Source organism: Shewanella sp. SM55, assembly GCF_025654025.1.
GTDB classification, from domain to species: domain Bacteria; phylum Pseudomonadota; class Gammaproteobacteria; order Enterobacterales; family Shewanellaceae; genus Shewanella; species Shewanella oncorhynchi.
In genome coordinates, this window is sequence record NZ_JAKKRS010000011.1 from 149839 (window position 1) to 172934 (window position 23096).

Genomic DNA, 23096 nt, shown 5'->3' on the forward strand with positions numbered 1-23096 from the left:
TAAACCTAGACTATTTATGGACAAATTATAGAGGTACAGCCCATGGCATTATTTTCACTCTTGGTCGCCATTTTAGTGGAGCGACTTAAATTTCTTCCTTCATCATGGCAATTTGATCGTTTACTGCAATCCTATCAGACAACATTTTTTGGTGATAAAGCGTCACTGACAAGCGTGATGATGGCGTTGGCGTTAGTGCTGCCAGCCTTGTTGGTATATGTTTTATCTTGGTTAGTGGCGGGAATGTTTTGGGGCTTATTAAGTTTAGCCCTATGGATTGTTGTGGCAGTGGTTTGTTTTAACCATCAGAAACAGCGTGATATTTTCAAAAAATATATGCAAGCGGCTTGTCGCTCAGATGTCCAAGCTTGTTACCATTATGCCGCCGAACTCGATTGTAGTGAGTGTTTAGATGCTGTATCCGAGAAAGACCTTGGTGCCAAAGTGGGTCAAAGTGTTGCTTGGATTAACTATCGTTATTATGGTGCCGTGGCGTTGTTTTTCATTTTTTTAGGTCCAGTCGGTGCTGTACTGTATTGCACGGTACGTTTTTATGCCGAAGAGAATGCCCGTAAATCTCTAGAGCTACCCTTAGTCAACGAAGTGATTACGATACTGGATTGGTTACCGAGCCGGATTTTCGCCTTTGGTTATGCTTTAAGTGGTCAATTTAGTGAAGGTTTAGCGGCGTGGCGCCGTAATGGATTGACCTTAAATGCGAGCGCTCGCACTGTCGTTGCTGAAACGGTATTAGCGGCACAACCTTTACCTGAGGTCGCAAGTGCACCTATATGTGTACAATCAACTTTAGCATTATTAGTACTCAGTAAACGTAACTTTACACTTATTGTTGCAGTACTTTCATTACTGACCATTTTTGGATTGGTGAGTTAAAAGAAGGACGCTTCGCAGCGAGAATCGAGAACGCTTCGCTGCTAGGGCGTCGCAGTGCTCCTTCTAGTCTAGAATCTAGAGCCTAGCATCTATCCGCTGCGCTTTTTGTAGCGCCTAGTAGGGCGAAGCCCGTGCTTTTGTCAAATGGTCTGACCCCATAAACATTTTTTTCCGCTATGCTCTCTCTTCGTGGGTGCTTTTGATCGAGATCGCTTTTAAGGAGTGATCTTCAATCTGGACATCAAAACGCTGATTTGATAAAGTGCGCTCACTCAAAAAAATTGGTAAGACCAATTTACAACGGAGCTGAGCGCCTGATGGCCTATAGTAAAATTAATCAGCCAAAAATTTCTGACGTGATCATGGCGCAATTAGAGCAAATGATCTTAGAGGGTAGTTTACAGCCCGGTCAGAAGTTACCGCCTGAACGCGAACTGGCGATCCAGTTTGAAGTGTCTCGACCTTCTTTGCGTGAAGCTATTCAAAAGCTTGAGGCAAAAGGACTGTTAATGCGCCGCCAAGGCGGTGGTACTTATGTCAAAGAACAACTCTGGCAGACCCTTGCCGATCCTATTGTTGAACTGATGAATTCAGATCCAGAGAGTCAGTACGACTTACTGGAGTTCCGCCATGCCACCGAAGGCATGATGGCCTATTTTGCGGCGCTGCGTGGTACCGACGCCGATATGCAAAATATCAAGCGTATGATCCTCGAGGTGGAAGCCGCCACCGATATCGAACAAAAAGCTGCTGCGATTGTGCGTTTTTATCGTGCTGTGGCGGAAGCGTCACATAACGTGGCTATGTTACACCTCGTTCTTAGTTTAACCCCTGTGCTGCATCAAAATGTGGCGCAAAACCTGGAGCTTTTAAGCCGCCGCGAAGAAGCTTCTACTATGGCTAACGATCACAGACGGGCCTTGCTCGCTGCCATCGTTCGTCGTGATCCCGACGCCGCCAGAGAAGCCTCGAATGAACACTTAAGTTACATCGAAGAGGTGATGTTATCTGTGCGGGAAGAAGATAGCCGGTTGCAGCGAAGCTTGCGCCGTTTAAAGAGTGGCGCTTAAGTTCTGTGATTTAGCTGCCAGCTAAATCGGAATATGCCGCAAACACCATTCATTATCATGTATATAGAGAAGGACAGTGTCATGTCTGAAGATATGCTACAAGACGTAGATCCGTTAGAGACTCAGGAATGGGTTGATGCCCTGCAAGCCGTGTTGGAACAGGAAGGCCCAGAGCGCGCGCATTTTTTATTAGAAAAGCTGATCGATAAAGCGCGTCGTAATGGCACTCACTTGCCTTATAACGCCACAACGGCTTACCTGAACACTATCCCTGCGGGTCAAGAGCCGCACATGCCTGGCAACCAAGAGATGGAACGTCGCATTCGCGCCATCATCCGTTGGAACGCTTTAGCTATGGTGCTTCGTGGTTCTAAGAAAGATTTAGAATTAGGCGGCCATATTTCAAGCTTCGCCTCAAGCGCGACTATTTATGACGTATGTTTTAACCACTTCTTCCGCGCACCCAATGAAAAAGACGGTGGCGATTTAGTGTATTTCCAAGGCCATATCGCCCCTGGTATTTATGCGCGTTCATTCTTAGAAGGTCGTTTAAGCGAAGACCAACTGGCTAACTTCCGTCAAGAAGTGGATGGCAAGGGTCTGTCTTCATACCCACATCCAAAACTGATGCCGGATTACTGGCAATTCCCAACCGTTTCTATGGGCTTAGGTCCTATCCAAGCGATTTATCAGGCGCGTTTCCTGAAATATCTGACTGACCGTGGTCTGAAAGATTGTTCAGCACAAACCGTTTACTGTTTCTTAGGTGACGGTGAGTGTGACGAGCCAGAAGCCTTAGGTGCGATTGGTTTAGCGGCCCGTGAAGAATTAGATAACTTAGTCTTCATCGTTAACTGTAACTTACAGCGTCTTGATGGCCCTGTACGTGGTAACGGTAAGATCATCCAAGAACTTGAAGGCGAATTCCGCGGCGCAGGCTGGGAAGTGGTTAAAGTGATTTGGGGTCGTTACTGGGATCCATTATTAGCCCGTGATACAAGTGGTAAGTTACTGCAGTTAATGGAAGAAACCGTTGACGGTGAATACCAAAACTGTAAAGCCAAAGGTGGCGCTTATACACGCGAACACTTCTTTGGTAAGTATCCTGAAACGGCCGAAATGGTGGCTAACATGTCAGATGATGACATTTGGCGCTTAAACCGTGGCGGTCATGATCCAGTGAAAGTGTACGCTGCCTTAGATCATGCACAAAAAACCAAAGGTCGCCCAACGGTGATTTTAGCTAAGACAGTAAAAGGTTACGGCTTAGGTGATGCGGGTGAAGGTAAAAACATCGCTCACAACGTGAAGAAAATGGGTATCGAGTCTATCCGTTATTTCCGCGATCGCTTCAATATTCCGATCCCAGATGACCAGTTAGAAGATCTGCCTTTCTATCACCCAGGTCCAGATTCTGAAGAAGTGAAGTACATGATGAGCCGTCGTGAAGCGCTGCATGGTAGCGTGCCACAACGTCGTCAAAAGTTCACCGAAGAGATGGAAGTGCCGTCACTGAAGATTTTCGATTCGATTTTACAGGGCTCAAACGGCCGTGAAATTTCATCGACTATGGCATTCGTTCGCGTGCTGACAGCATTGCTGAAAGACAAGAAAATTGGCAAAAACATTGTGCCAATTATTCCTGACGAAGCCCGTACTTTCGGCATGGAAGGTTTGTTCCGTCAAGTGGGTATTTATGCTCACGAAGGCCAAAAATATATTCCGCAGGATTCTGACCAAGTTGCTTACTACCGTGAAGATAAAACCGGCCAAGTATTGCAAGAAGGGATTAACGAACTCGGCGCTATGTCTTCATGGGTATCAGCAGCGACGAGCTACTCAGTCAACGATACACCTATGATTCCGTTCTACATCTACTACTCAATGTTCGGTTTCCAACGTATTGGCGACATGGCTTGGGCTGCGGGTGACATGCGTGCTCGTGGCTTCTTAGTGGGCGGTACTTCAGGCCGTACAACGCTTAACGGCGAAGGTTTACAGCATCAAGATGGTCACAGCCACGTATTGGCGAACACTATCCCTAACTGTATTACTTACGATCCAACCTACGGCTACGAAATTGCCGTTGTGGTACAAGATGGTATCCGTCGTATGTACGGCGAGAATCAAGAAGATATCTTCTACTACTTGACCACAATGAACGAAAACTATGAGCAACCAGCCATGCCAGAAGGTGCGGAAGTGGGCATAGTGAAAGGTATCTACAAGTTAGAAACGGTTGCGGGTTCAGGTAAAGGCAAAGTTCAGTTAATGAGCTGTGGCACTATCCTTGAACAAACCCGTAAAGCGGCGCAAGCACTGGCGAAAGACTTTGGTATTACTGCCGACGTATTCAGTGTGACCAGCTTTAACGAATTGACTCGCGATGGTCAAGCTGCTGAACGTTGGAACATGCTGCACCCAACCGAAACGCCAAAACAAGCCTATATCAGCCAAGTGATTTCAAGTGATGCACCTGCAATCGTCGCGACTGACTATATGAAGATTTACGGCGAACAGTTACGTGCTTATATTCCTACCGATTACAAAGTGTTAGGTACTGACGGTTTCGGTCGTTCAGACAGCCGCGAGAATCTGCGTCACCACTTCGAAGTGGATGCTAAGTTCATCGTTATTGCGGCACTGAAATCACTGGTTGATCGCAAAGAGCTGCCTGTCGATGTGTTAGCAAAAGCCATTAAAGAATATGGTATCGACGCTGACAAGATCAATCCACAGTACGCGTAAGAGGCAATAAAAATGGCTGAATTAAAAGAAGTTTTTGTTCCTGATATCGGCGGCGATGAAGTGCAAGTGATCGAAATTTGTGTAGCTGTGGGTGATACCCTAGCGGCAGAAGAATCGATTCTTACCGTCGAAAGCGACAAGGCGACTATGGATATTCCAGCGCCTTTCGCCGGTGTTTTAGCCGAATTGAAAGTGGCTGTGGGCGATAAAGTATCTGAAGGTACTTTGATTGCTATGATGCAAGCGGCGGGCGCGGCAGCTGCCGCTCCGGCTCCAGTTGCAGCACCCGCTCAGGCGGCACCAGCATCTGCACCGGTTCAAGCGGCTCCAGCCCCTGTGGCTGCTGCTCCTGCGACGGGCGCAACCAAAGTGGTTGAAGTCACTGTACCTGATATCGGTGGCGACACTGATGTATCGGTTATCGAAGTCTTGGTTGCTGTCGGTGACAAGATTGAAGTTGATAGCGGTTTAATTACCCTAGAAACAGACAAAGCGACGATGGACGTGCCATCACCTTTCGCGGGTGTGGTTAAAGACGTTAAAGTTGCGGTTGGCGATAAAGTGTCGCAAGGCTCTTTAGTTATCATGCTTGAAGTGGGCGGCGCTGCACCTGCAGCAGCGCCAACCGTTGCTGCCCAAGCGGCTCCTGCCACTACGGTAGCGCCAGTCGCCGCAGCACCAGCTGCACCAGCGGCAAGTGTGGTTGCGGTAAAAGAAATTCAAGTGCCGGATATTGGCGATGCCAGCAATGTCGATGTGATTGAAGTGCTCGTGTCTGTCGGTGATGAAATCACTGCCGACCAAGGTTTGATCACCCTTGAAACTGACAAAGCCACCATGGAAGTGCCAGCGCCATTTGCCGGTAAACTGCTGTCTTTGACTGTTAAAGTGGGTGACAAGGTTTCTCAAGGTAGCGTCATTGCGACGATTGAGACTACTTCTGTTGCAACAGTAAGTGCGGGTGCAGCTCCAGCAGCGGTAGCTCAAGCTGCTGTTCCAGCTCCAGTGAGCGCTGCACCCGTTGCAGCCCCAACACCTGCAAGCCGTCCACCAGTACCCCATCACCCAAGCGCAGGTACACCTGTGTCTACTGGTGCGGTACATGCGTCTCCTGCGGTACGTCGTTTAGCCCGTGAGTTTGGTGTCGACTTGACCCAAGTGACAGGTTCTGGCCGTAAAGGTCGCATCATGAAAGAAGACGTACAGGCGTATGTGAAATACGAACTGTCGCGTCCGAAAGCGACTGCGGCAACTTCTGTTGGTTCAGGTAATGGCGGCGGTCTGCAAGTGATTGCAGCACCTAAAGTTGATTTCAGTAAGTTTGGTGAAGTGGAAGAGATTCCATTAAGCCGTATCCAGAAGATTTCTGGCCCTAACTTACACCGCAACTGGGTGACTATCCCTCACGTGACTCAGTTCGATGAAGCTGATATCACTGAAATGGAAGAGTTCCGCAAGCAGCAAAACGATGTAGCGGCGAAGAAAAAAGCCGATTACAAGATCACGCCTTTAGTGTTTATGCTGAAAGCTGTGGCTAAAACGTTGCAACAGTTCCCTGTGTTCAACTCGAGCTTAAGCTCTGATGGCGAATCACTGATCCAGAAAAAGTATTTCCACATCGGTGTGGCGGTTGATACGCCAAACGGTTTGGTTGTGCCAGTCGTGCGTGACGTGGATAAGAAAGGCATTATCGAGTTATCTCGTGAACTGGCTGATATCTCTATCCGTGCCCGTGATGGCAAGCTGAAATCTGCTGATATGCAAGGTAGCTGTTTCACCATTTCAAGTTTAGGTGGTATTGGCGGTACGGCGTTTACGCCTATCGTGAACTACCCAGATGTGGCGATTTTAGGTGTGTCTAAATCTGAAATTAAGCCTAAGTGGAATGGTAAAGAGTTCGAACCTAAATTGATGTTGCCGCTGTCACTATCATACGATCACCGCGTGATCGATGGTGCCATGGCTGCACGTTTTAGTGTAACGCTGTCAGGAATTCTGTCCGATATTCGTACTTTGGTTCTGTAAGCATATAAGGCTGCTCATCTTGAGTAGCCTTTTGTTTATTGTGATCAGTATCAAACACAGGTTAAAATGCGCCCACCTTACGCGCTGGCGCATTTTCGGTTGGCAGGATAGCTCCTCCAACGGATTGAATGAGAATTAGAGGAAAACATGAGTAACGAAATCAAAACTCAGGTAGTGGTATTAGGTGCAGGTCCTGCAGGTTATTCTGCGGCTTTCCGTGCTGCTGACTTAGGTCTGGAAACCATCATAGTTGAACGTTTTAGCACTTTAGGTGGCGTGTGTCTTAACGTGGGTTGTATCCCATCTAAAGCCTTACTGCACGTTGCTAAAGTTATCGAAGAAGCCAAAGCGGTTGCCGCTCACGGCGTGGTCTTCGGCGAGCCAACTATCGATTTAGATAAGTTACGTGGCTTTAAAGAAAAAGTCATTGGCCAATTAACTGGCGGATTGGGCGGCATGTCCAAAATGCGTAAAGTTAACGTGGTTAACGGTTTTGGTAAATTCACTGGCCCTAACACGCTAGAAGTGGTTGCTGAAGATGGCACTGTGACTAAAGTGACTTTCGAGCAAGCGATCATTGCAGCGGGTTCTCGCCCAATCAAACTGCCATTTATTCCGCATGAAGATCCACGTATTTGGGATTCGACTGACGCATTAGAACTGAAAGAAGTTCCAGGCAAGTTGTTAGTGATGGGCGGCGGTATTATCGGTCTAGAAATGGGTACTGTGTACGCTTCTTTAGGCAGCCAAATCGACGTGGTTGAGATGTTCGACCAAGTGATCCCTGCGGCTGATAAAGATGTGGTTCGCGTATTTACTAAGCAAATCAAGAAGAAATTCAACCTGATCCTTGAAACTAAAGTCACAGCGGTCGAAGCCCGTGAAGACGGTATCTATGTTTCTATGGAAGGTAAGAGCGCGCCAACTGAAGCAGTTCGTTACGATGCTGTATTAGTGGCTATTGGCCGTGCACCTAATGGCAAGTCGTTAGATGCTGAAAAAGCAGGTGTTAACGTTGATGAACGTGGCTTTATCAAGGTTGATAAGCAACTGCGTACTAACGTACCGCACATTTATGCTATCGGCGACATCGTTGGTCAACCTATGTTGGCTCACAAAGGCGTGCACGAAGGCCATGTAGCGGCTGAAGTTATCGCTGGCATGAAGCACTACTTCGATCCAAAAGTCATCCCATCAATTGCTTACACTGACCCTGAAGTAGCTTGGGTTGGTTTGACTGAGAAAGAAGCGAAAGAGCAAGGTATTGCTTACGAAACCGCAACTTTCCCATGGGCTGCAAGTGGTCGTGCTATCGCGTCTGATTGCTCTGAGGGCATGACTAAGCTGATTTTCGACAAAGACACTCACCGCGTGATCGGTGGTGCTATTGTGGGTGTTAACGGCGGCGAGCTGTTGGGCGAAATAGGTCTAGCGATTGAAATGGGTTGTGATGCTGAAGATTTAGCATTAACCATTCACGCTCACCCAACACTGCACGAATCAGTAGGCTTAGCGGCTGAAATGTACGAAGGTTCTATTACTGATTTGCCAAACCCAAAGGCAAAGAAAAAGTAATTTAGCTGTCGATTAAAAAAGCGCTCACTTGAGCGCTTTTTTATTGCCTGTATTTTTTTGTAACTTTTATGTAAACAAGCGGGTGAATTGAAGGGATTGAGCTGCTACAGTACAGTTATGGTATGCGGTAAGTTGTCACATGCAAACAAAAATAATTAGAACAATTCTGACATGTTTCATCCTTTCACTGATTAGCGTCCATTCGGCTTGGGCGGGCGGCTTTGTGCAGCGTGTTTTTACCGATAGAGACGGTTTAGCTGTCACCAGCATCCGAGGTTTAGCCTTAGATGACTACGGTTTTGTATGGGCAGCGACTGAGCAGGGCTTGTATCGGGTCAGTAATTCTAAGGTGCGGCGCATTGATAAAATTGGCACGGAATCACGGCTTGCGGATGACTTTTTAACGACAGTGGTGAACATCGACCGAGACAAGTTATTGGTCAGCACCAATGCCGCGATTTACCTTTACGATATAGTGCAAAATCAATTTACCGCATTTGGTTCTCCCTATCTATTCCCGCAGTTTCCAGGTGGTGCGCTGATATCGGCAGCCCGCAAGAATAGCAAAACATGGCGATTATTAATTGATAATGGTCAGATCTATGAGTTTTCCCCTTCAAAGTCAGAACTTCGCCTTATCACTCAATTAGCTGTTAATCGCGACCTTCCTTGGCGCAAGTTATTGCTTATGCCCAATGGACACATGTTGGTTGCGGGGCAGTTGCAACTAGAGCTCCTCGATAACAAGGGCGAACGGCTGTTCCAATACCCTTGGACCGAATCTATGGGCAGTATTCTCGATATGTTGGAGGATACTCAACATAGGATCTGGATTGCGACAGGGCGTGGTGTTTATCAATTAGATCAAATCGCTCATCAAATTACACCTGTGCCAGAATTACCCGATTGGAGCACAGCGATCATTGAAGATGCTAAAGGGTATTTGTGGTTTGCCAGTCGTATTGGCTTGTTAAAATGGTCGCCTGAGACGCGGTTGATTGAGAATTATCAGCAAGAGTTGAAGGCTGAGGCCAACATGGAAACGCTGAAAGCCATGTTGTTTGATGATGCAGGCTTGATGTGGGTTGGAGGCTCTGGTGATGGATTGGCATTGTTAGCGTCACCGCCTGATTTCATTCTTGATACTTATGCGGCAGATGAACCCTATCAGCTGAGCGATGCCATGACTTGGTCTGTACATGCCAGTGATGAAGGGGTTTGGCTCGGTTCTTCCAGTTTAGATTTTGTTGCTAAGGGCAGTAAAAAAGCGGTTAACATTCCGATTGAGGGGTTTAATCCCCACGAAAGTATTTATGATATTAGTGAGTTTGAGGACCATTATTTACTGATCTCAACAACCAGTGGTCTTTTTGTTATTGATAAAGAGACCTTGCAAGGCAGCAGTTTTTCTAAATGGACTCACGGTCAGGATGACTTTAAAAATAAGCTCATATATAAAACTTATCGGGATCCCAAACTGAAAGGACGCGTCTGGATTGCGACTACCACGGGACTCTATTTTTGGGAAATGGGACTCTATGAGCCCCAGCCATTTGATATTGATAAGTCATCGAACGAATTTGATGGCCCCAAGCGGCCAGTGATCCGCACGATTTATCGTACCTCTGACGGTCGTCTTTGGGTTGGCGGTAAAAAAGTCTTTGGTTACATAGACAGTCAAAACGAGTTTCATGATCAACGGCACTTATTTAATGCTTTTGCGGCACAACCAACGATTAGCCATATTGAAGAAATGTCCCCGGGAATTATCTGGTTTGGTTCCTATGAAAAAGGTTTGTTTGAATATCATCAGCAGGCGGAATCGTTAGTTTCACTGACTTCCGAATGGCAATTAAATTGTAGTTCAGTGTTTTTTATTCAAAAGACCCCTAAGTCAAATCTTGTGGGTTGTGCTGATTCTTTGATTCGTCAGGATATTCAAACTGGCAATATCGCCATGTTTAATCAACTCGATGGTTTGATTTCCGATGAAATGAACGAGGGCGCTTATTTTTATTCGCCAAAAACAGGCTTTTACTTAGGAACACCTGAAGGTGTGATGCGACTCGATGTCAATAGGCTGGTCAATCGTATAACCGATGACCATGTGATGCTTGAATCTGTCTCTGTGTACTATAACAACACGACAGAAGTATCCTTGTTGCCGCGTAACCTGATGACCATCAAACCCGATGCGAATATGGTGAGTTTTCAAATCACTAACTTAGATTATCTCGATGATTCGCCAATTCAATTTAAATACCGATTACGTTATCAGGATGAAGATAGCCATTACGTCTTGTTGCAGGGGGAATCTCAGATCAACCTCGCAGGATTAGCTGCGGGTGGCTATGTGCTAGATATTTTGAGTCAAGTTAACGGAATATGGTCAGATAAGCCGTTTTCTTACCCTTTCTATGTTGAGCAGCATTGGTGGTTATCCCAAGGTTTTAAAGGTATTTTGCTGCTGTTATTTTCTATTATTGCTTTAAGTCTTGCTTGGTACCGACAACGACAGATCAATACATTTAAGCAGATGAATCTGGCATTAACGGAGAGTGAAGACAGGTTAAGGCAGTCTTTGCGCGGCAGTGACTCAGATCTCTGGGAGTGGCATAAAAATACTCAGGCATTTCACCTTGATAATCGCGGTTCGGTTCTTGGTACGCATGCCAATGAGATTGTGGTGAGCTTAGAGGATTTGCCTGTGCATCCGCAGGATAGGGAGAAAGCTCTCGCTCAGTGGGACAACATGATGGCGGGTGAGATTGACCGATTCGAGGCCGAATATCGCTATCAGCGTAAAGACGGTAATTGGGGATGGCTGAGGGTTAGAGGGCGGCCAGTTGCTCGCAATAAGCACTCAAATGAAATTGAACGGGTCGCGGGTATTTATAGCGATATTACTGTGCAACGCCAGCTAGAAGATGAAATTAATTTATTGGCGAAAGCGTTTGGCAATACCTCTGAGGGTGTGTTGATTTTAGATGTCGAAGGCGGTATTCGCGTTGCGAATTACGCTGCGCAACAAATTATTGGTATAGATTCTGACGACTTAGTTGGGCAACCATTTGCACAATTCGTACAGATGAATGACGGGTTAGCATCGGAGATTAAGCAACTTCTCCGTGATAGTCAGTCTTGGACCGGAGAGCGGGAGTTAATCCGCGCCAATCAGCAACTTTGTCCTGTGTGGCTAAACGTGTCGGTGATGCAAAGCATTAACGGGAAAGTAACCCACTATGTGGTGGTATTTTCTGATATTACGGAGCGTAAACGTACTGAAGCCGATTTACGCCGTTTGGCTAATTACGATGTACTTACTGGGTTGCCAAATCGCTCCTTATTTTCTAGCCGTTTATTACAGTCGATTCAAGCTGCGCAGCAAACAGGTGAGAAACTGGCGCTATTGTTTTTAGATCTCGATAGATTTAAGCATGTTAATGATTCCTATGGTCATAGCATGGGCGATGCACTGCTGGTCGAAGCATCAAGCCGACTGCAATCTTGTATTTCCAGCGAGCATTTACTCTGTCGTTTTGGTGGCGATGAATTTGTGATTTTACTCCGCAATGCAAACAGCATTGACGATATTAACCATGTCGCCGAGCGCCTGTTGGAGCAAATTGTCGCGCCTTTTAAGTTATATGGTCGGGAATTTTATATTTCGACCAGCATAGGCATCAGTATTTGGCCCGACGATGCGGTGCAGCCTGAGGCTTTTATCAAGAATGCCGATCTTGCTATGTACCATGCCAAAGAAGAAGGGCGAGGCAATTTCCAATATTATTCCTCGGAGCGTAATGCTCAAGCCCTCTATCATTTACGGCTTGAGGCCGATTTACGCAAAGCCATAGAACGGCAAGAGTTCGAGCTTTATTACCAGCCGCAAATTGATATTTTACGTAACGATAAGCTCATAGGAATGGAGGCATTAATTCGCTGGAAACATCCGCTGGACGGCTTTATTCGTCCCGATATTTTCATCAAAGTCGCCGAGGCCTGCGGTTTAATTGTTGATATTGACCGCTGGGTATTAAGACAAGCCTGTGTGCAGGGAGCCAATTGGACTAAGCGCTATGGCTCGGGCTTTAAGTTGTCGGTTAATATTTCGGCGGTGCATTTTAGGCAGCCAGATTTTATTGAAGATATTCAAAGAATTTTACAAGAAACCCAAATGCCAACAGCATCTTTAGGATTAGAAATCACCGAAGGCGTATTGATGAAGGAGTTGCATGTCGCTAAAGACCATCTGACTCGATTGAAATCTTTGGGGATCGAGGTTGCCATCGATGACTTTGGTACTGGGTATTCTTCACTTGCTTATTTGCGTAATTTTGAGGTCAATACTCTAAAAATTGATCGCTCCTTTTTGATTGATATCGCCACTAATACCGCAGATCAGGCGATTGTGAGCAGTATTATTGAATTAGCCCGTAACCTTAAATTAAATGTGGTTGCTGAAGGGATTGAGACGGTTGAGCAGTTAGAGCAAGTCTTTAGCCGTGGCTGTTATATTATTCAAGGGTATTATTTTGCTAAGCCTATGTGCGTTGATGATTTTGAGCGCTATTTAGAGACAGATAACAAAATCGTCTCTATTGATCATTAAGCTAGAAACATAGTCTATTATTGGCTCGCGAATACTTAATATTTGTACAGCTGATGGGCAATCGTCTGCACGATATAAGCCTGTGAGCTTGAGATGTAAACGTTATCGTCTTCAGTGGTGATGGATATTTTGTTTAGCGGTTTATTCAATTAAACTTCATCTGTTTGTATAAAGAGTACACAAACTTATCACTAGTCGGTCCAGATAAAATATGACTGACGGTTAAATCGATAAGTTTGTTAATATAACTCGGATTTTTATCCCATAAAAAGTAGCCTCACATGATGCGTCAACTACTCGCTTCTATTATTTTGTGTTTGTGTGTTACCCCGTCTTTGGCTGCAGAGCGCCTTAAAATTGGTGTCGTACTCAGTGGTGGTGGTGCTAAAGGCGCCGCTCACGTGGGCGTGCTCAAAATATTAGAAGAACATAACATCCCAGTCGATTATATCGCGGGCACCAGTATAGGCGCCTATGTCGCTGGCATGTATTCACTGGGTTACAGTGCGAGTGAAGTGGAAGCTATCATGATGGGGGTCAACTGGGACAGTGGTTACTCGGACACCATACCGCGCAATATTTTGAGTTACAGGGATAAACAGTTACGTGACCGTTACAATATTCCGTTAAACATTGGCTATAACGAAGGCCAAGTGAGGGCGCCAAGTGGTCTGCTACGTGGACAGACTATGTCACAACTTTTACGTCAGTCGACAGATCTGGTACAGCAATTTGGTCATTTTGATGATTTAGCCATTCCCTACCGAGCGGTTGCAACCGACTTAGAAACTAGCTTACCTGTGGTGATTAGTCACGGCAGTATGGTTAAAGCCATGCAAGCGTCTGCAACTGTACCTGGTGCACTTCAGCCCGCACAAATTGAAGGCAAGTTATTGGTCGATGGTGGTATTGCTAATAACATGCCCGTCGATGTGGTTAAGGCCATGGGAGCCGATATTATTATCGCCGTCGATATTGGCTCGCCTCTGGTTAAAAAAGATAAATTAGACAGTACTATCGCAGTGCTTGATCAGCTCTCTAATTTTTTGACCAATGCCAGCACTGAAAAACAAAAACAATTACTGACAGATAAAGATGTATTGATCCGACCCGCGATTGACGCCCTCAGCACCACTGATTTCACTATTATGCCGCTGGCATTAACCCTTGGAAAAGAAGCCGCTAATGGTCAGCTTTATAAGTTGAGCAGTATGAGCGTGAGCCCCGAGGAATATGCCGCCTACGTCGAGGATAAAAAAGCCAAAGGTAAATTATTAATGGCGGATGTACGTCATCCCATTAATGAAATCGTATTTGAAAACCAATCTAAGGTGAGTTTGAATCTCTTGACGGAAACCTTGAATATTAAACCTGGGCAAGCTGTATCTAAAGACGAGCTTAATGAGGCGTTAAAGCGTATTTACTCCCTCAATAAATTTGAGCGTGTCGATGCTGAATTTGTAGAAGGTGAGGATGGCCGCATACTCACAGTCACCACTAAGGCTAAGTCTTGGGGGCCGAATTATTTCCAACTGGGCTTTAATTGGGAGGATGACTTTAATTCAGAATCTGCCATCAGTTTTGATATGGCTTATACCATGACCGATTTGACCTTTAATGGTGGCGAGTGGCGCAATGAGGTGAAGCTCGGCATTGAAAAGTTGTTTGCAACTGAGTTCTATCAGCCTTTAGACAGGGACCAACAGTTCTTTAGCCGTGCCCGTTATCAATACGATACCCGTGATTGGGACTTATACGATAATAACAGTCGTATCTTAACCTTCGACAAGAAAACCCATACGATTGAATTAGGCATAGGTTATAACTACACCTTACAAGGGATGATTGAGTTAGGCTTAGTCGCAGAGAAGGGGTCGATAGTCAATGATGTTTGGCTAACGCAGGACTTAGATTTTAGTTCCTATGGTGCTTACTTTAGGTTCGGTTACGATAGCTTAGATAGCATTAGCTTTCCAACATCAGGTAATCGCGTAACCTTAAACGTCTACGTGCGCAATGAAGATTTCAATGACAGTATCGACGATAATCAAAACCAATTTAGTGTGCAAATAGAGGCCGACTGGAAAGGTGCCTTGAGTGTAGGTAACCACGCTTTTGTTGGTAAGGCATCGATTGCTACCAACAATAATGATGGTGTCAATACGCTGCATTTATCCGAGCTGGGAGGATTCTTAAACCTGTCTGGTTACCATAAAGACTCCATTATGGGCGCACATAAAGTGTTTGGGGCCTTTATTTATCAATATGATCTCGGGCGTGATGCGCTAGGTATGACAGATTATCCTCTATACCTAGGTTGGAGCTTAGAGGCGGGGAATGTCTGGGACGAGCGTACTGACGTCACCCTGACCGATCTGATTTATGCATCGAGTCTTTATATCGGTACAGATACTTCCATGGGACCCGCGGCACTTGGTTTTGGGATCACAGATCTTGGCGATAAGTCCTTCTATTTATTTGTGGGTAAAAACTTCTAGTTTGAGATTTGTGTAAAGAACTTAAGGGCATGACTGAGGTTGTGCCCTTATTTTTTGGTCGATGGAAAACCTATAAGCGTTATCCCATGGAAGTTATCTTGCCGAAATAGCTAAGAGTGTCGCTAAAGTGTCATATCCTTTTACAAAATCTTACTACTGTGAGGCGTGTCAAGATGCTAAGGTTTTGCGGGAAAAATAATAACTCTCAACGGAAGCTGGGGAAAACAATGAAGAAGATAAGCACACTGGCACTGAGTATCGCCTTGAGTTTAGGTTTAGCGGCTTGTAGTACTGAGCCTAAAACTGAAGCCGTCGCGGTGTCTGGTATTGAATTGCAAAACTTTGATGCCTCAGTTCGCCATCAAGATGATTTCTATTACAGCGTTAACGGAAAATGGTTGGCAAATACGCCTATTCCTGCTGACAAATCTAACTATGGCGCGTTTTCTGTGTTGTACGACCAAAGCCAAGATGCATTGAAGAAAATTATCGACGAAGCGGCCGCTAAAAAGAATCCTGCCGCAGGCTCGAATGAGCAGAAAATCGGTGATTTCAATGCCAGTTTCATGAATACCGATTTACTTGAAACCTTAGGTGTTACACCACTAAAGCCTTTGCTGGCAGATATCGCAGCCGTAAAAACGCACGCTGACTTACCCGCTGTGATGGGCAAATTACTGACGAAGGGTTCTGGTATTCCTTTTGGTTTTTACGTCAATAATGACGCTAAAAACTCAACTCAGTATGCGGTGTATTTAAGCCAGTCAGGCCTCACGCTACCGGATCGCGATTATTACCTTAAAGATGACCCTAAATTTGCCGCTAATCGTCAAGCCATGGCGAAGTATGTGACAGAGATACTGACTGAAGCAGGTTACAAGGACGCTAAACGTGCGGCTAAAAACGTCGCTGACATCGAAATGATGATCGCCAAAAGTCAGTGGAGCCGAGTCGAATCCCGTGATGCCAACAAGGCATACAACAAGTTAGATCGTGCTGAACTGCAAAAGTTAACCAGTCAATTCGATTTTAATGCCTTTGCTGCGAGTGCGGGCTTAGGCGATAAAGTGACTGAAGTGATCGTGCGTCAGCCCTCTTATTTTGAAAAACTCGGCGCCAGTTTCGAGACATTCCCAGTATCGGCTTGGCAGGATTATCTTGCGTTCCACTTAGTGGATAGCTACGCCGAGTTACTGAGTAAAAACTTTGTTGATTTGAACTTCGCCTTTAAGAGCAAAACCTTAATGGGTATCGAAGAGCAGCAGCCACGCTGGAAAAAAGCAGTTGATGGTGCTGACCAAGTGATTGGTGAGTTAGTGGGTGAAGAGTATGTTAAGCAATACTTCAAGCCAGAAGCTAAAGCGCGCATGGAAACTATGATCAAAAACTTGATCAAAGGTTTTGAAGTCAGCATTAATGAACTTGAGTGGATGACGCCAGAAACCAAAGTCGCCGCCCAAGAAAAACTGGCTAAATTTACTTACAAAATTGGCTATCCAGATAAATGGAAAGATTACTCAGGTTTAGATATTAAGGCTGACGAGTTAGTCGGTAACTACATGCGTTACGCTCAGTTTGAATATCAAGACATGATTAACAAGCTAGGCAAGCCAATTGATCGTACGGAATGGGGCATGACACCACAAACGGTGAATGCTTATTACAGTCCAGTGAAAAACGAAATTGTGTTCCCTGCTGCGATTCTGCAACCGCCATTCTTTAATATGGATGCCGATGATGCCGTTAACTACGGTGGTATAGGTGCCGTGATCGGCCATGAAATTAGCCATGGTTTTGATGACCAAGGCGCTAAATACGATGGTGATGGCAACCTGCGTGATTGGTGGTCAGATAAAGACAGAGAAGAGTTCCAAAAACGCGGTAAGCAGTTGTCTGCGCAATACTCAGGTTATGAGGCAATGCCCGGCAAGTTTGTTAATGGTGATTTGACCTTAGGGGAAAACATCGGCGACTTAGGTGGTTTAACCGTTGCGGCACGTTCGTATTTGATGAGCCTTAACGGCAAACCTGCACCTGTGCTCGATGGTTTAACGGGCGAGCAACGCTTCTTTGTGGGTTGGTCGCAAGTATGGCGCCGTAATTACCGTGATGAAGAGCTGAGCCGTCGTTTGCTGACAGATCCGCATTCACCGAGCCATTATCGTGCCATGGGTACGCCGCGTAACGTGGAAGCCTTCTATAAAGCTTTCGAGATGAAAGAAGGCGATAAAATGTATTTAACGCCAGATGAACGTGTGAAAATTTGGTAATACATTCAGTAGATTGAAATAAGAAAAGCCAGACAATGTCTGGCTTTTTTATTGATGACAATAATCAATGATGCTGCCGATTAATGTCCATAACCTAAGGATTCAATTTTTGTGACTTTATTATCAGTGGCATACAGGCGACGCATTAAGCGTGTTGGTCCAAAGTCATAGGTCCATTCTTGATACTCAGTTGGCAACTTGCTGGGATCGATCACCCTGTCTCCGTTAGCGTTGAGATAAGTCGCGGGCAGACTGTATTCTCGAATATCACTGGGCGAGCCGCATTTATCCTGCACAGTCGTTAAAGTATCGCCCGTATTGATCACTTGTTGTTTACAGTGCATGGTCTCACCTGCGCTAGCGGGTAAACAGGTGGACATGAGTATTAAGCCCATGGGCAGTATTAAGGACAGGTACTTCACATTGAATTCCTTCTGGTGCATACACCATTGTGCTATTTATCCGTAGGGCAAAGACTAAGCTTATCCGCCCAGCAGAAACTCGGTGTGTTGTGACGTTATTTTGCCAAAATTGTTGTTAATGCCAACAAACTCTCGGCCTGATGATGGGCGATAATCCACTTGGCATCGCCTCTTTGTTCTGGCGCAGGGATCGCGACCGTTTGCATGTTGGCTGCTCTGGCGGCAATTAAGCCGTTAAAGGAATCTTCGATGGCAAGACAACAACGGGGATCAACATCTAACGCCTTAGCGCAATTCAAATAAACTTCTGGGTGGGGTTTACCATAGATTAGGTGTTCAGCCGATTCTATCGCCATAAACTTTTCACTGAGATCTAACTTCGTTAATACTGCTTGGATAATGGTGTTTGGGGATGAAGTCGCTAAGCCGATTTTAAGGCCAAGCGCTTGGCAGTGGTCAATCGTTTCGTAAACGCCCAGCATAGCTTCGCCGCTAACCAGAATTTCATTTGCAACTTTATCAACAATCGTTTGGCTGACCTTGGCATTATCATAGTGTGGCCAAGGTGCCTTGTGGTACCAATAATCGACGCATTGATCTATGCGTAAGCCCGTGGTTTGTTGAATCGTCTCTACCGTCACTGGCACGCCGAGTGCGGATAACACTTCATACTCGACTCGTTGCCATAGGGGTTCTGAATCGATTAAAACGCCATCCATATCAAAAATAACGGCTTGAATGCTAAGGGATGTCATTGGTACTCCGATGGACTAAGGAAATAACTGAGATATGCAGTAAATTAAGCCTGAGTGTAAGTTCTCGCACTGCATCTTAAAAGCCAAAATGCAGCAAGATGAGAAAAATTTATACCTATTTGCTCTCTGACACGGAAAATTGCTTGTTCGATTTAAAATTAATGAAACATTGTTAACTATTTGTAGTGTATGGTTTTTTGTCTGTTTTCAAACTATTGTCTAATTTCACTTGTTTTAATCTTCCCGTAAGTTGGCATTCGCCGCCGGATTTAGTCCTTATTTCGCTTTTTGCCGAGTGTGACCTGATTCATACTTTTGCAAAGCTGTAGTATACTGCAGGCCGGAAATACGGGTCGATCATGTCGGACTGTCAGCTTCAATTAAGAAGACGTGCAGTTTCGTTGTTAGAGCGCCAAACAAAGAGGAATGTTGCCGTGCTAGAAGCATATCGTAAACACGTCGCAGAACGTGCTGCAGAGGGCGTAGTCCCTAAGCCATTAGATGCACATCAAGTGGCTGAACTGGTTAAGTTAGTTCAAAATCCACCCGCAGGTGAAGAGGCTTTCGTTCTCGACCTGCTTGAAAATCGAATTCCCCCAGGTGTTGATGAAGCTGCTTATGTTAAAGCTGCTTTTTTAGATGCGGTTGCCAAAGGCACTGAAAAATCACCGATTCTGTCTGCAGAGCGTGCTACTGAGTTGTTAGGCACAATGCAAGGCGGCTACAACATCGAACCTCTGATCGCGCAGCTGGATAATCCAGCGTTAGCACCTTTAGCTGTTAAAGCGCTATCTCACACTCTGCTGATGTTTGATTCTTTCCACGATGTGGTTGAGAAGATGGAAGCGGGCAATGAGTTTGCGAAGCAAGTGGTTGAAGCGTGGGCGAATGCAGATTGGTATTTAAGCCGTCCAAAACTGGCTGACAAAGTCACTCTGACAGTATTTAAAGTTTCTGGTGAAACCAACACCGATGACTTGTCACCTGCACCAGATGCATGGTCACGTCCTGATATCCCATTGCACGCGTTAGCTATGCTGAAAAACGCCCGTGATGGTATCGAGCCTGATGTTGCTGGTGCCGTTGGCCCAGTGAAAAAAATTGAAGCATTAAAAGCACAAGGTCATCCATTAGTATATGTGGGTGACGTTGTGGGTACGGGTTCATCACGTAAATCTGCGACTAACTCAGTACTGTGGTTTATGGGCGATGATATTCCATTCGTACCTAACAAGCGCGCTGGCGGTTTCTGCCTTGGCGGTAAAATTGCACCGATTTTCTTCAACACTATGGAAGATGCGGGCGCACTGCCAATCGAGCTTGATGTGAACAAGATGGAAATGGGCGATGTGATTGACATCTACCCATACGCCGGTGTGGTTAAGCGTCACGATAGCGACGAAGTAATTTCAGAATTCAGCTTAAAAACGGAAGTCTTGTTAGACGAAGTTCGTGCTGGTGGTCGTATTCCATTGATCATCGGTCGTGGTTTAACTGACAAAGCCCGTGACGTATTAGGCTTAGGGTTATCTGACGTCTTTGTACGTTCTCAAGATGTCGCTGATACTGGCAAAGGTTATACACTTGCGCAAAAGATGGTCGGTAAAGCTTGTGGCGTAGCGGGTGTGCGTCCTGGTCAATACTGCGAACCTAAGATGACGTCTGTCGGTTCACAAGATACCACTGGTCCTATGACCCGTGATGAGCTGAAAGATTTAGCTTGTTTAGGTTTTAGTGCTGATTTGACTATGCAGTCATTCTGCCACACTGCGGCTTATCCAAAGCCAGTGGATGTGAACACACATCATACTCTGCCTGATTTCATCATGAACCGCGGCGGTGTATCACTGCGTCCAGGTGACGGTGTTATCCACTCGTGGTTAAACCGTATGCTGCTACCAGATACAGTTGGTACGGGTGGTGACTCACATACGCGTTTCCCAATTGGTATTTCATTCCCAGCGGGTTCAGGCTTAGTAGCGTTTGCTGCTGCGACTGGCGTTATGCCACTCGACATGCCTGAATCCGTATTAGTGCGCTTCAAGGGCAAAATGCAACCGGGTATCACACTGCGTGATCTGGTTCATGCTATCCCATTAAAAGCCATTGAACTGGGCATGCTGACCGTTGAGAAGAAAGGTAAAGTAAACATCTTCTCTGGTCGCGTACTGGAAATCGAAGGCTTAGAATCACTGAAAGTTGAACAAGCTTTCGAACTGTCTGATGCTTCAGCTGAGCGCTCTGCTGCCGGTTGTACCATCAAGTTAGACAAAGAACCTATCATTGAATACCTGAACTCAAACATCATCATGCTCAAGTGGATGATTGCTGAAGGTTATGGCGATCGTCGTACGATTGAACGTCGTATCAAAGGTATGCAAGAGTGGTTAGCCAATCCTGAGCTGATGAGCGCCGATAAAGATGCTGAGTACGCTGCAGTAATCGAAATCGACCTAAATGACATCAAAGAGCCAATCCTGTGTGCGCCAAACGATCCTGATGATGCCGTTTTACTGTCATCTGTTGCGCAAACTAAGATTGATGAAGTGTTCGTAGGTTCTTGTATGACCAACATCGGTCACTTCCGCGCAACCGGTAAGATGCTAGACAAGTTTGCTAAAACCCTGCCAACACGTCTGTGGATTGCACCACCGACTAAGATGGATAGAGATCAGCTGACTGAAGAAGGCTACTACGCGATTTTTGGTCGTGTAGGCGCGCGCATCGAGATCCCAGGTTGTTCACTGTGTATGGGTAACCAAGCACGTGTAGCTGAAGGTTCAACTGTGGTATCGACTTCTACCCGTAACTTCCCTAACCGTTTAGGTACAGGTGCTAACGTTTACTTAGCCTCTGCTGAGCTGGCAGCGGTTGCTGCACTGTTAGGTCGTCTGCCGTCACCTGAAGAATATCAAGAATACGCTAAAGAGTTAGACGCAACTGCAGCTGACACATACCGTTACTTGAACTTCGATCAAATCGAGTCTTACACAAAAAAAGCATCGGAAGTGATCTTCCAGACAGCAGTGTAATCGATTGCCGTTAAGGTAACTTGATGTAAAAAGCCAGCGTAAGCTGGCTTTTTTGTGGGTTTGTTTTATTTCTACATCTATTATGCACCAATGAACCCTATCATAGTCATGCTTTAGGCCTTACATCACAAACTCGCTACTTACTAATGGTCACGCGTTGTCGCCATTAAAACAAATCCATTTAAGCCGATCCGTAGGTCAATCTCACGCTTAGCACCGTTTAATCTTCATTTTAAAAGACGAAAGTCTTCTATTTTCATAACTATCAACAAATCATCTGATGGCTTTTGGCTATGCATAATGCGAAACAAGGGCGTAGTCTTGACTGAATTGTGGGTAACTTTGGGGGTAAGTGGTGGATATGGTGTGGCTAGATTAGGTAATTGGAATTAACTGCAAATTTCCTTAAAATAGGGGTTGCACAAAATCTCCTGCTCCCTATAATGCGCATCCACTGACACGGCAGACAGCGTTAAGCAGCCTGATATGACAGTTCATCGATGAGTTTACTGATTGATGAGCGAAAAGAAAGTTTGCAAAAACTCCTTGACGCGAAACGGGAAATGCGTAGAATACGCAGCCCTAGCCAACTGGAAGCGTTCGACGCTCAGTGTGGTACTCAAGTTCTCTTACGAATACTGAGTTGCTCTTTAACAAGATAAAACAAGAAATCTGTGTGGACACTCACAGGTGTTGAGTTAATCGAAACTGCTTARCCTTCGGGTTGGCAGTCAAAAATTTAAATCAATGTAACAATGAGTGTTCATAGTAATATGTACAGTTTGTTTCTTTAGTTAGAAACAAAAAATCAGAATTCATTGAGCCGCTGAAGTCGCAAGACGGAAGCAACAAAACTTTAATTGAAGAGTTTGATCATGGCTCAGATTGAACGCTGGCGGCAGGCCTAACACATGCAAGTCGAGCGGCAGCRCAAGGGAGTTTACTCCTGAGGYGGCGAGCGGCGGACGGGTGAGTAATGCCTAGGGATCTGCCCAGTCGAGGGGGATAACAGTTGGAAACGACTGCTAATACCGCATACGCCCTACGGGGGAAAGGAGGGGACCTTCGGGCCTTCCGCGATTGGATGAACCTAGGTGGGATTAGCTAGTTGGTGAGGTAATGGCTCACCAAGGCGACGATCCCTAGCTGTTCTGAGAGGATGATCAGCCACACTGGGACTGAGACACGGCCCAGA

The 23096-nt window shown here is 45.7% G+C and carries 11 protein-coding genes and 1 rRNA gene; 10 read left to right on the forward strand and 2 right to left on the reverse strand.

Annotation, left to right across the window (positions count from 1 at the left end; all coding sequences use genetic code 11):
- Positions 1–42 precede the first annotated feature (42 nt).
- The 8 genes from ampE to L5L91_RS14875 all read left to right on the forward strand — a co-directional run bounded on the left by ampE (position 43) and on the right by L5L91_RS14875 (position 17692).
- Positions 43–894, forward strand: coding sequence for a beta-lactamase regulator AmpE (ampE, locus tag L5L91_RS14840; RefSeq protein WP_263236996.1), 852 nt, complete (start codon positions 43–45; stop codon positions 892–894).
- 317 nt (positions 895–1211) lie between these two features.
- Positions 1212–1964 carry a pyruvate dehydrogenase complex transcriptional repressor PdhR gene (pdhR, locus tag L5L91_RS14845; protein ID WP_105250401.1) on the forward strand — a complete coding sequence of 251 codons (753 nt, stop codon included), beginning with the start codon at positions 1212–1214 and terminating at the stop codon, positions 1962–1964.
- Positions 1965–2045: 81 nt separating this feature from the next.
- Positions 2046–4712 carry a pyruvate dehydrogenase (acetyl-transferring), homodimeric type gene (aceE, locus tag L5L91_RS14850; protein WP_105250400.1) on the forward strand — a complete coding sequence of 889 codons (2667 nt, stop codon included), beginning with the start codon at positions 2046–2048 and terminating at the stop codon, positions 4710–4712.
- 12 nt (positions 4713–4724) lie between these two features.
- Entirely contained in the window at positions 4725–6737 is a 2013-nt protein-coding gene (gene aceF, locus L5L91_RS14855; RefSeq protein WP_263223093.1) for a dihydrolipoyllysine-residue acetyltransferase, read from the forward strand.
- A gap of 147 nt (positions 6738–6884) precedes the next feature.
- Entirely contained in the window at positions 6885–8312 is a 1428-nt protein-coding gene (gene lpdA / locus L5L91_RS14860; protein ID WP_263223094.1) for a dihydrolipoyl dehydrogenase, read from the forward strand.
- Positions 8313–8451: 139 nt separating this feature from the next.
- Positions 8452–12924 (forward strand): EAL domain-containing protein, encoded by a 4473-nt coding sequence (locus L5L91_RS14865; protein ID WP_263236998.1) that lies wholly within the window; start codon positions 8452–8454, stop codon positions 12922–12924.
- A gap of 281 nt (positions 12925–13205) precedes the next feature.
- Entirely contained in the window at positions 13206–15422 is a 2217-nt protein-coding gene (locus tag L5L91_RS14870; RefSeq protein ID WP_263164569.1) for a patatin-like phospholipase family protein, read from the forward strand.
- Between the two features lie 227 nt (positions 15423–15649).
- Positions 15650–17692 (forward strand): M13 family metallopeptidase, encoded by a 2043-nt coding sequence (locus L5L91_RS14875; protein WP_263236999.1) that lies wholly within the window; start codon positions 15650–15652, stop codon positions 17690–17692.
- An 80-nt stretch (positions 17693–17772) separates the two neighbouring features.
- Here L5L91_RS14875 and L5L91_RS14880 read toward each other — a convergent pair whose 3' ends face one another.
- Together L5L91_RS14880 and hxpB are read right to left on the reverse strand one after the other, a co-directional pair.
- On the reverse strand, positions 17773–18114 hold the full coding sequence (locus L5L91_RS14880) for a DUF2845 domain-containing protein (protein ID WP_028759308.1): 342 nt from the start codon (positions 18112–18114) through the stop codon (positions 17773–17775).
- A 95-nt stretch (positions 18115–18209) separates the two neighbouring features.
- Positions 18210–18869, reverse strand: coding sequence for a hexitol phosphatase HxpB (gene hxpB, locus L5L91_RS14885; protein ID WP_219235611.1), 660 nt, complete (start codon positions 18867–18869; stop codon positions 18210–18212).
- Between the two features lie 434 nt (positions 18870–19303).
- On the opposite strand from hxpB, the gene acnB reads away from it, so the two are divergent.
- Complete coding sequence (gene acnB, locus L5L91_RS14890; RefSeq protein ID WP_173247838.1) at positions 19304–21901, forward strand: bifunctional aconitate hydratase 2/2-methylisocitrate dehydratase; 2598 nt, start codon at positions 19304–19306, stop codon at positions 21899–21901.
- 857 nt (positions 21902–22758) lie between these two features.
- Positions 22759–23096 (forward strand): 16S ribosomal RNA (locus L5L91_RS14895); the annotation flags it as partial.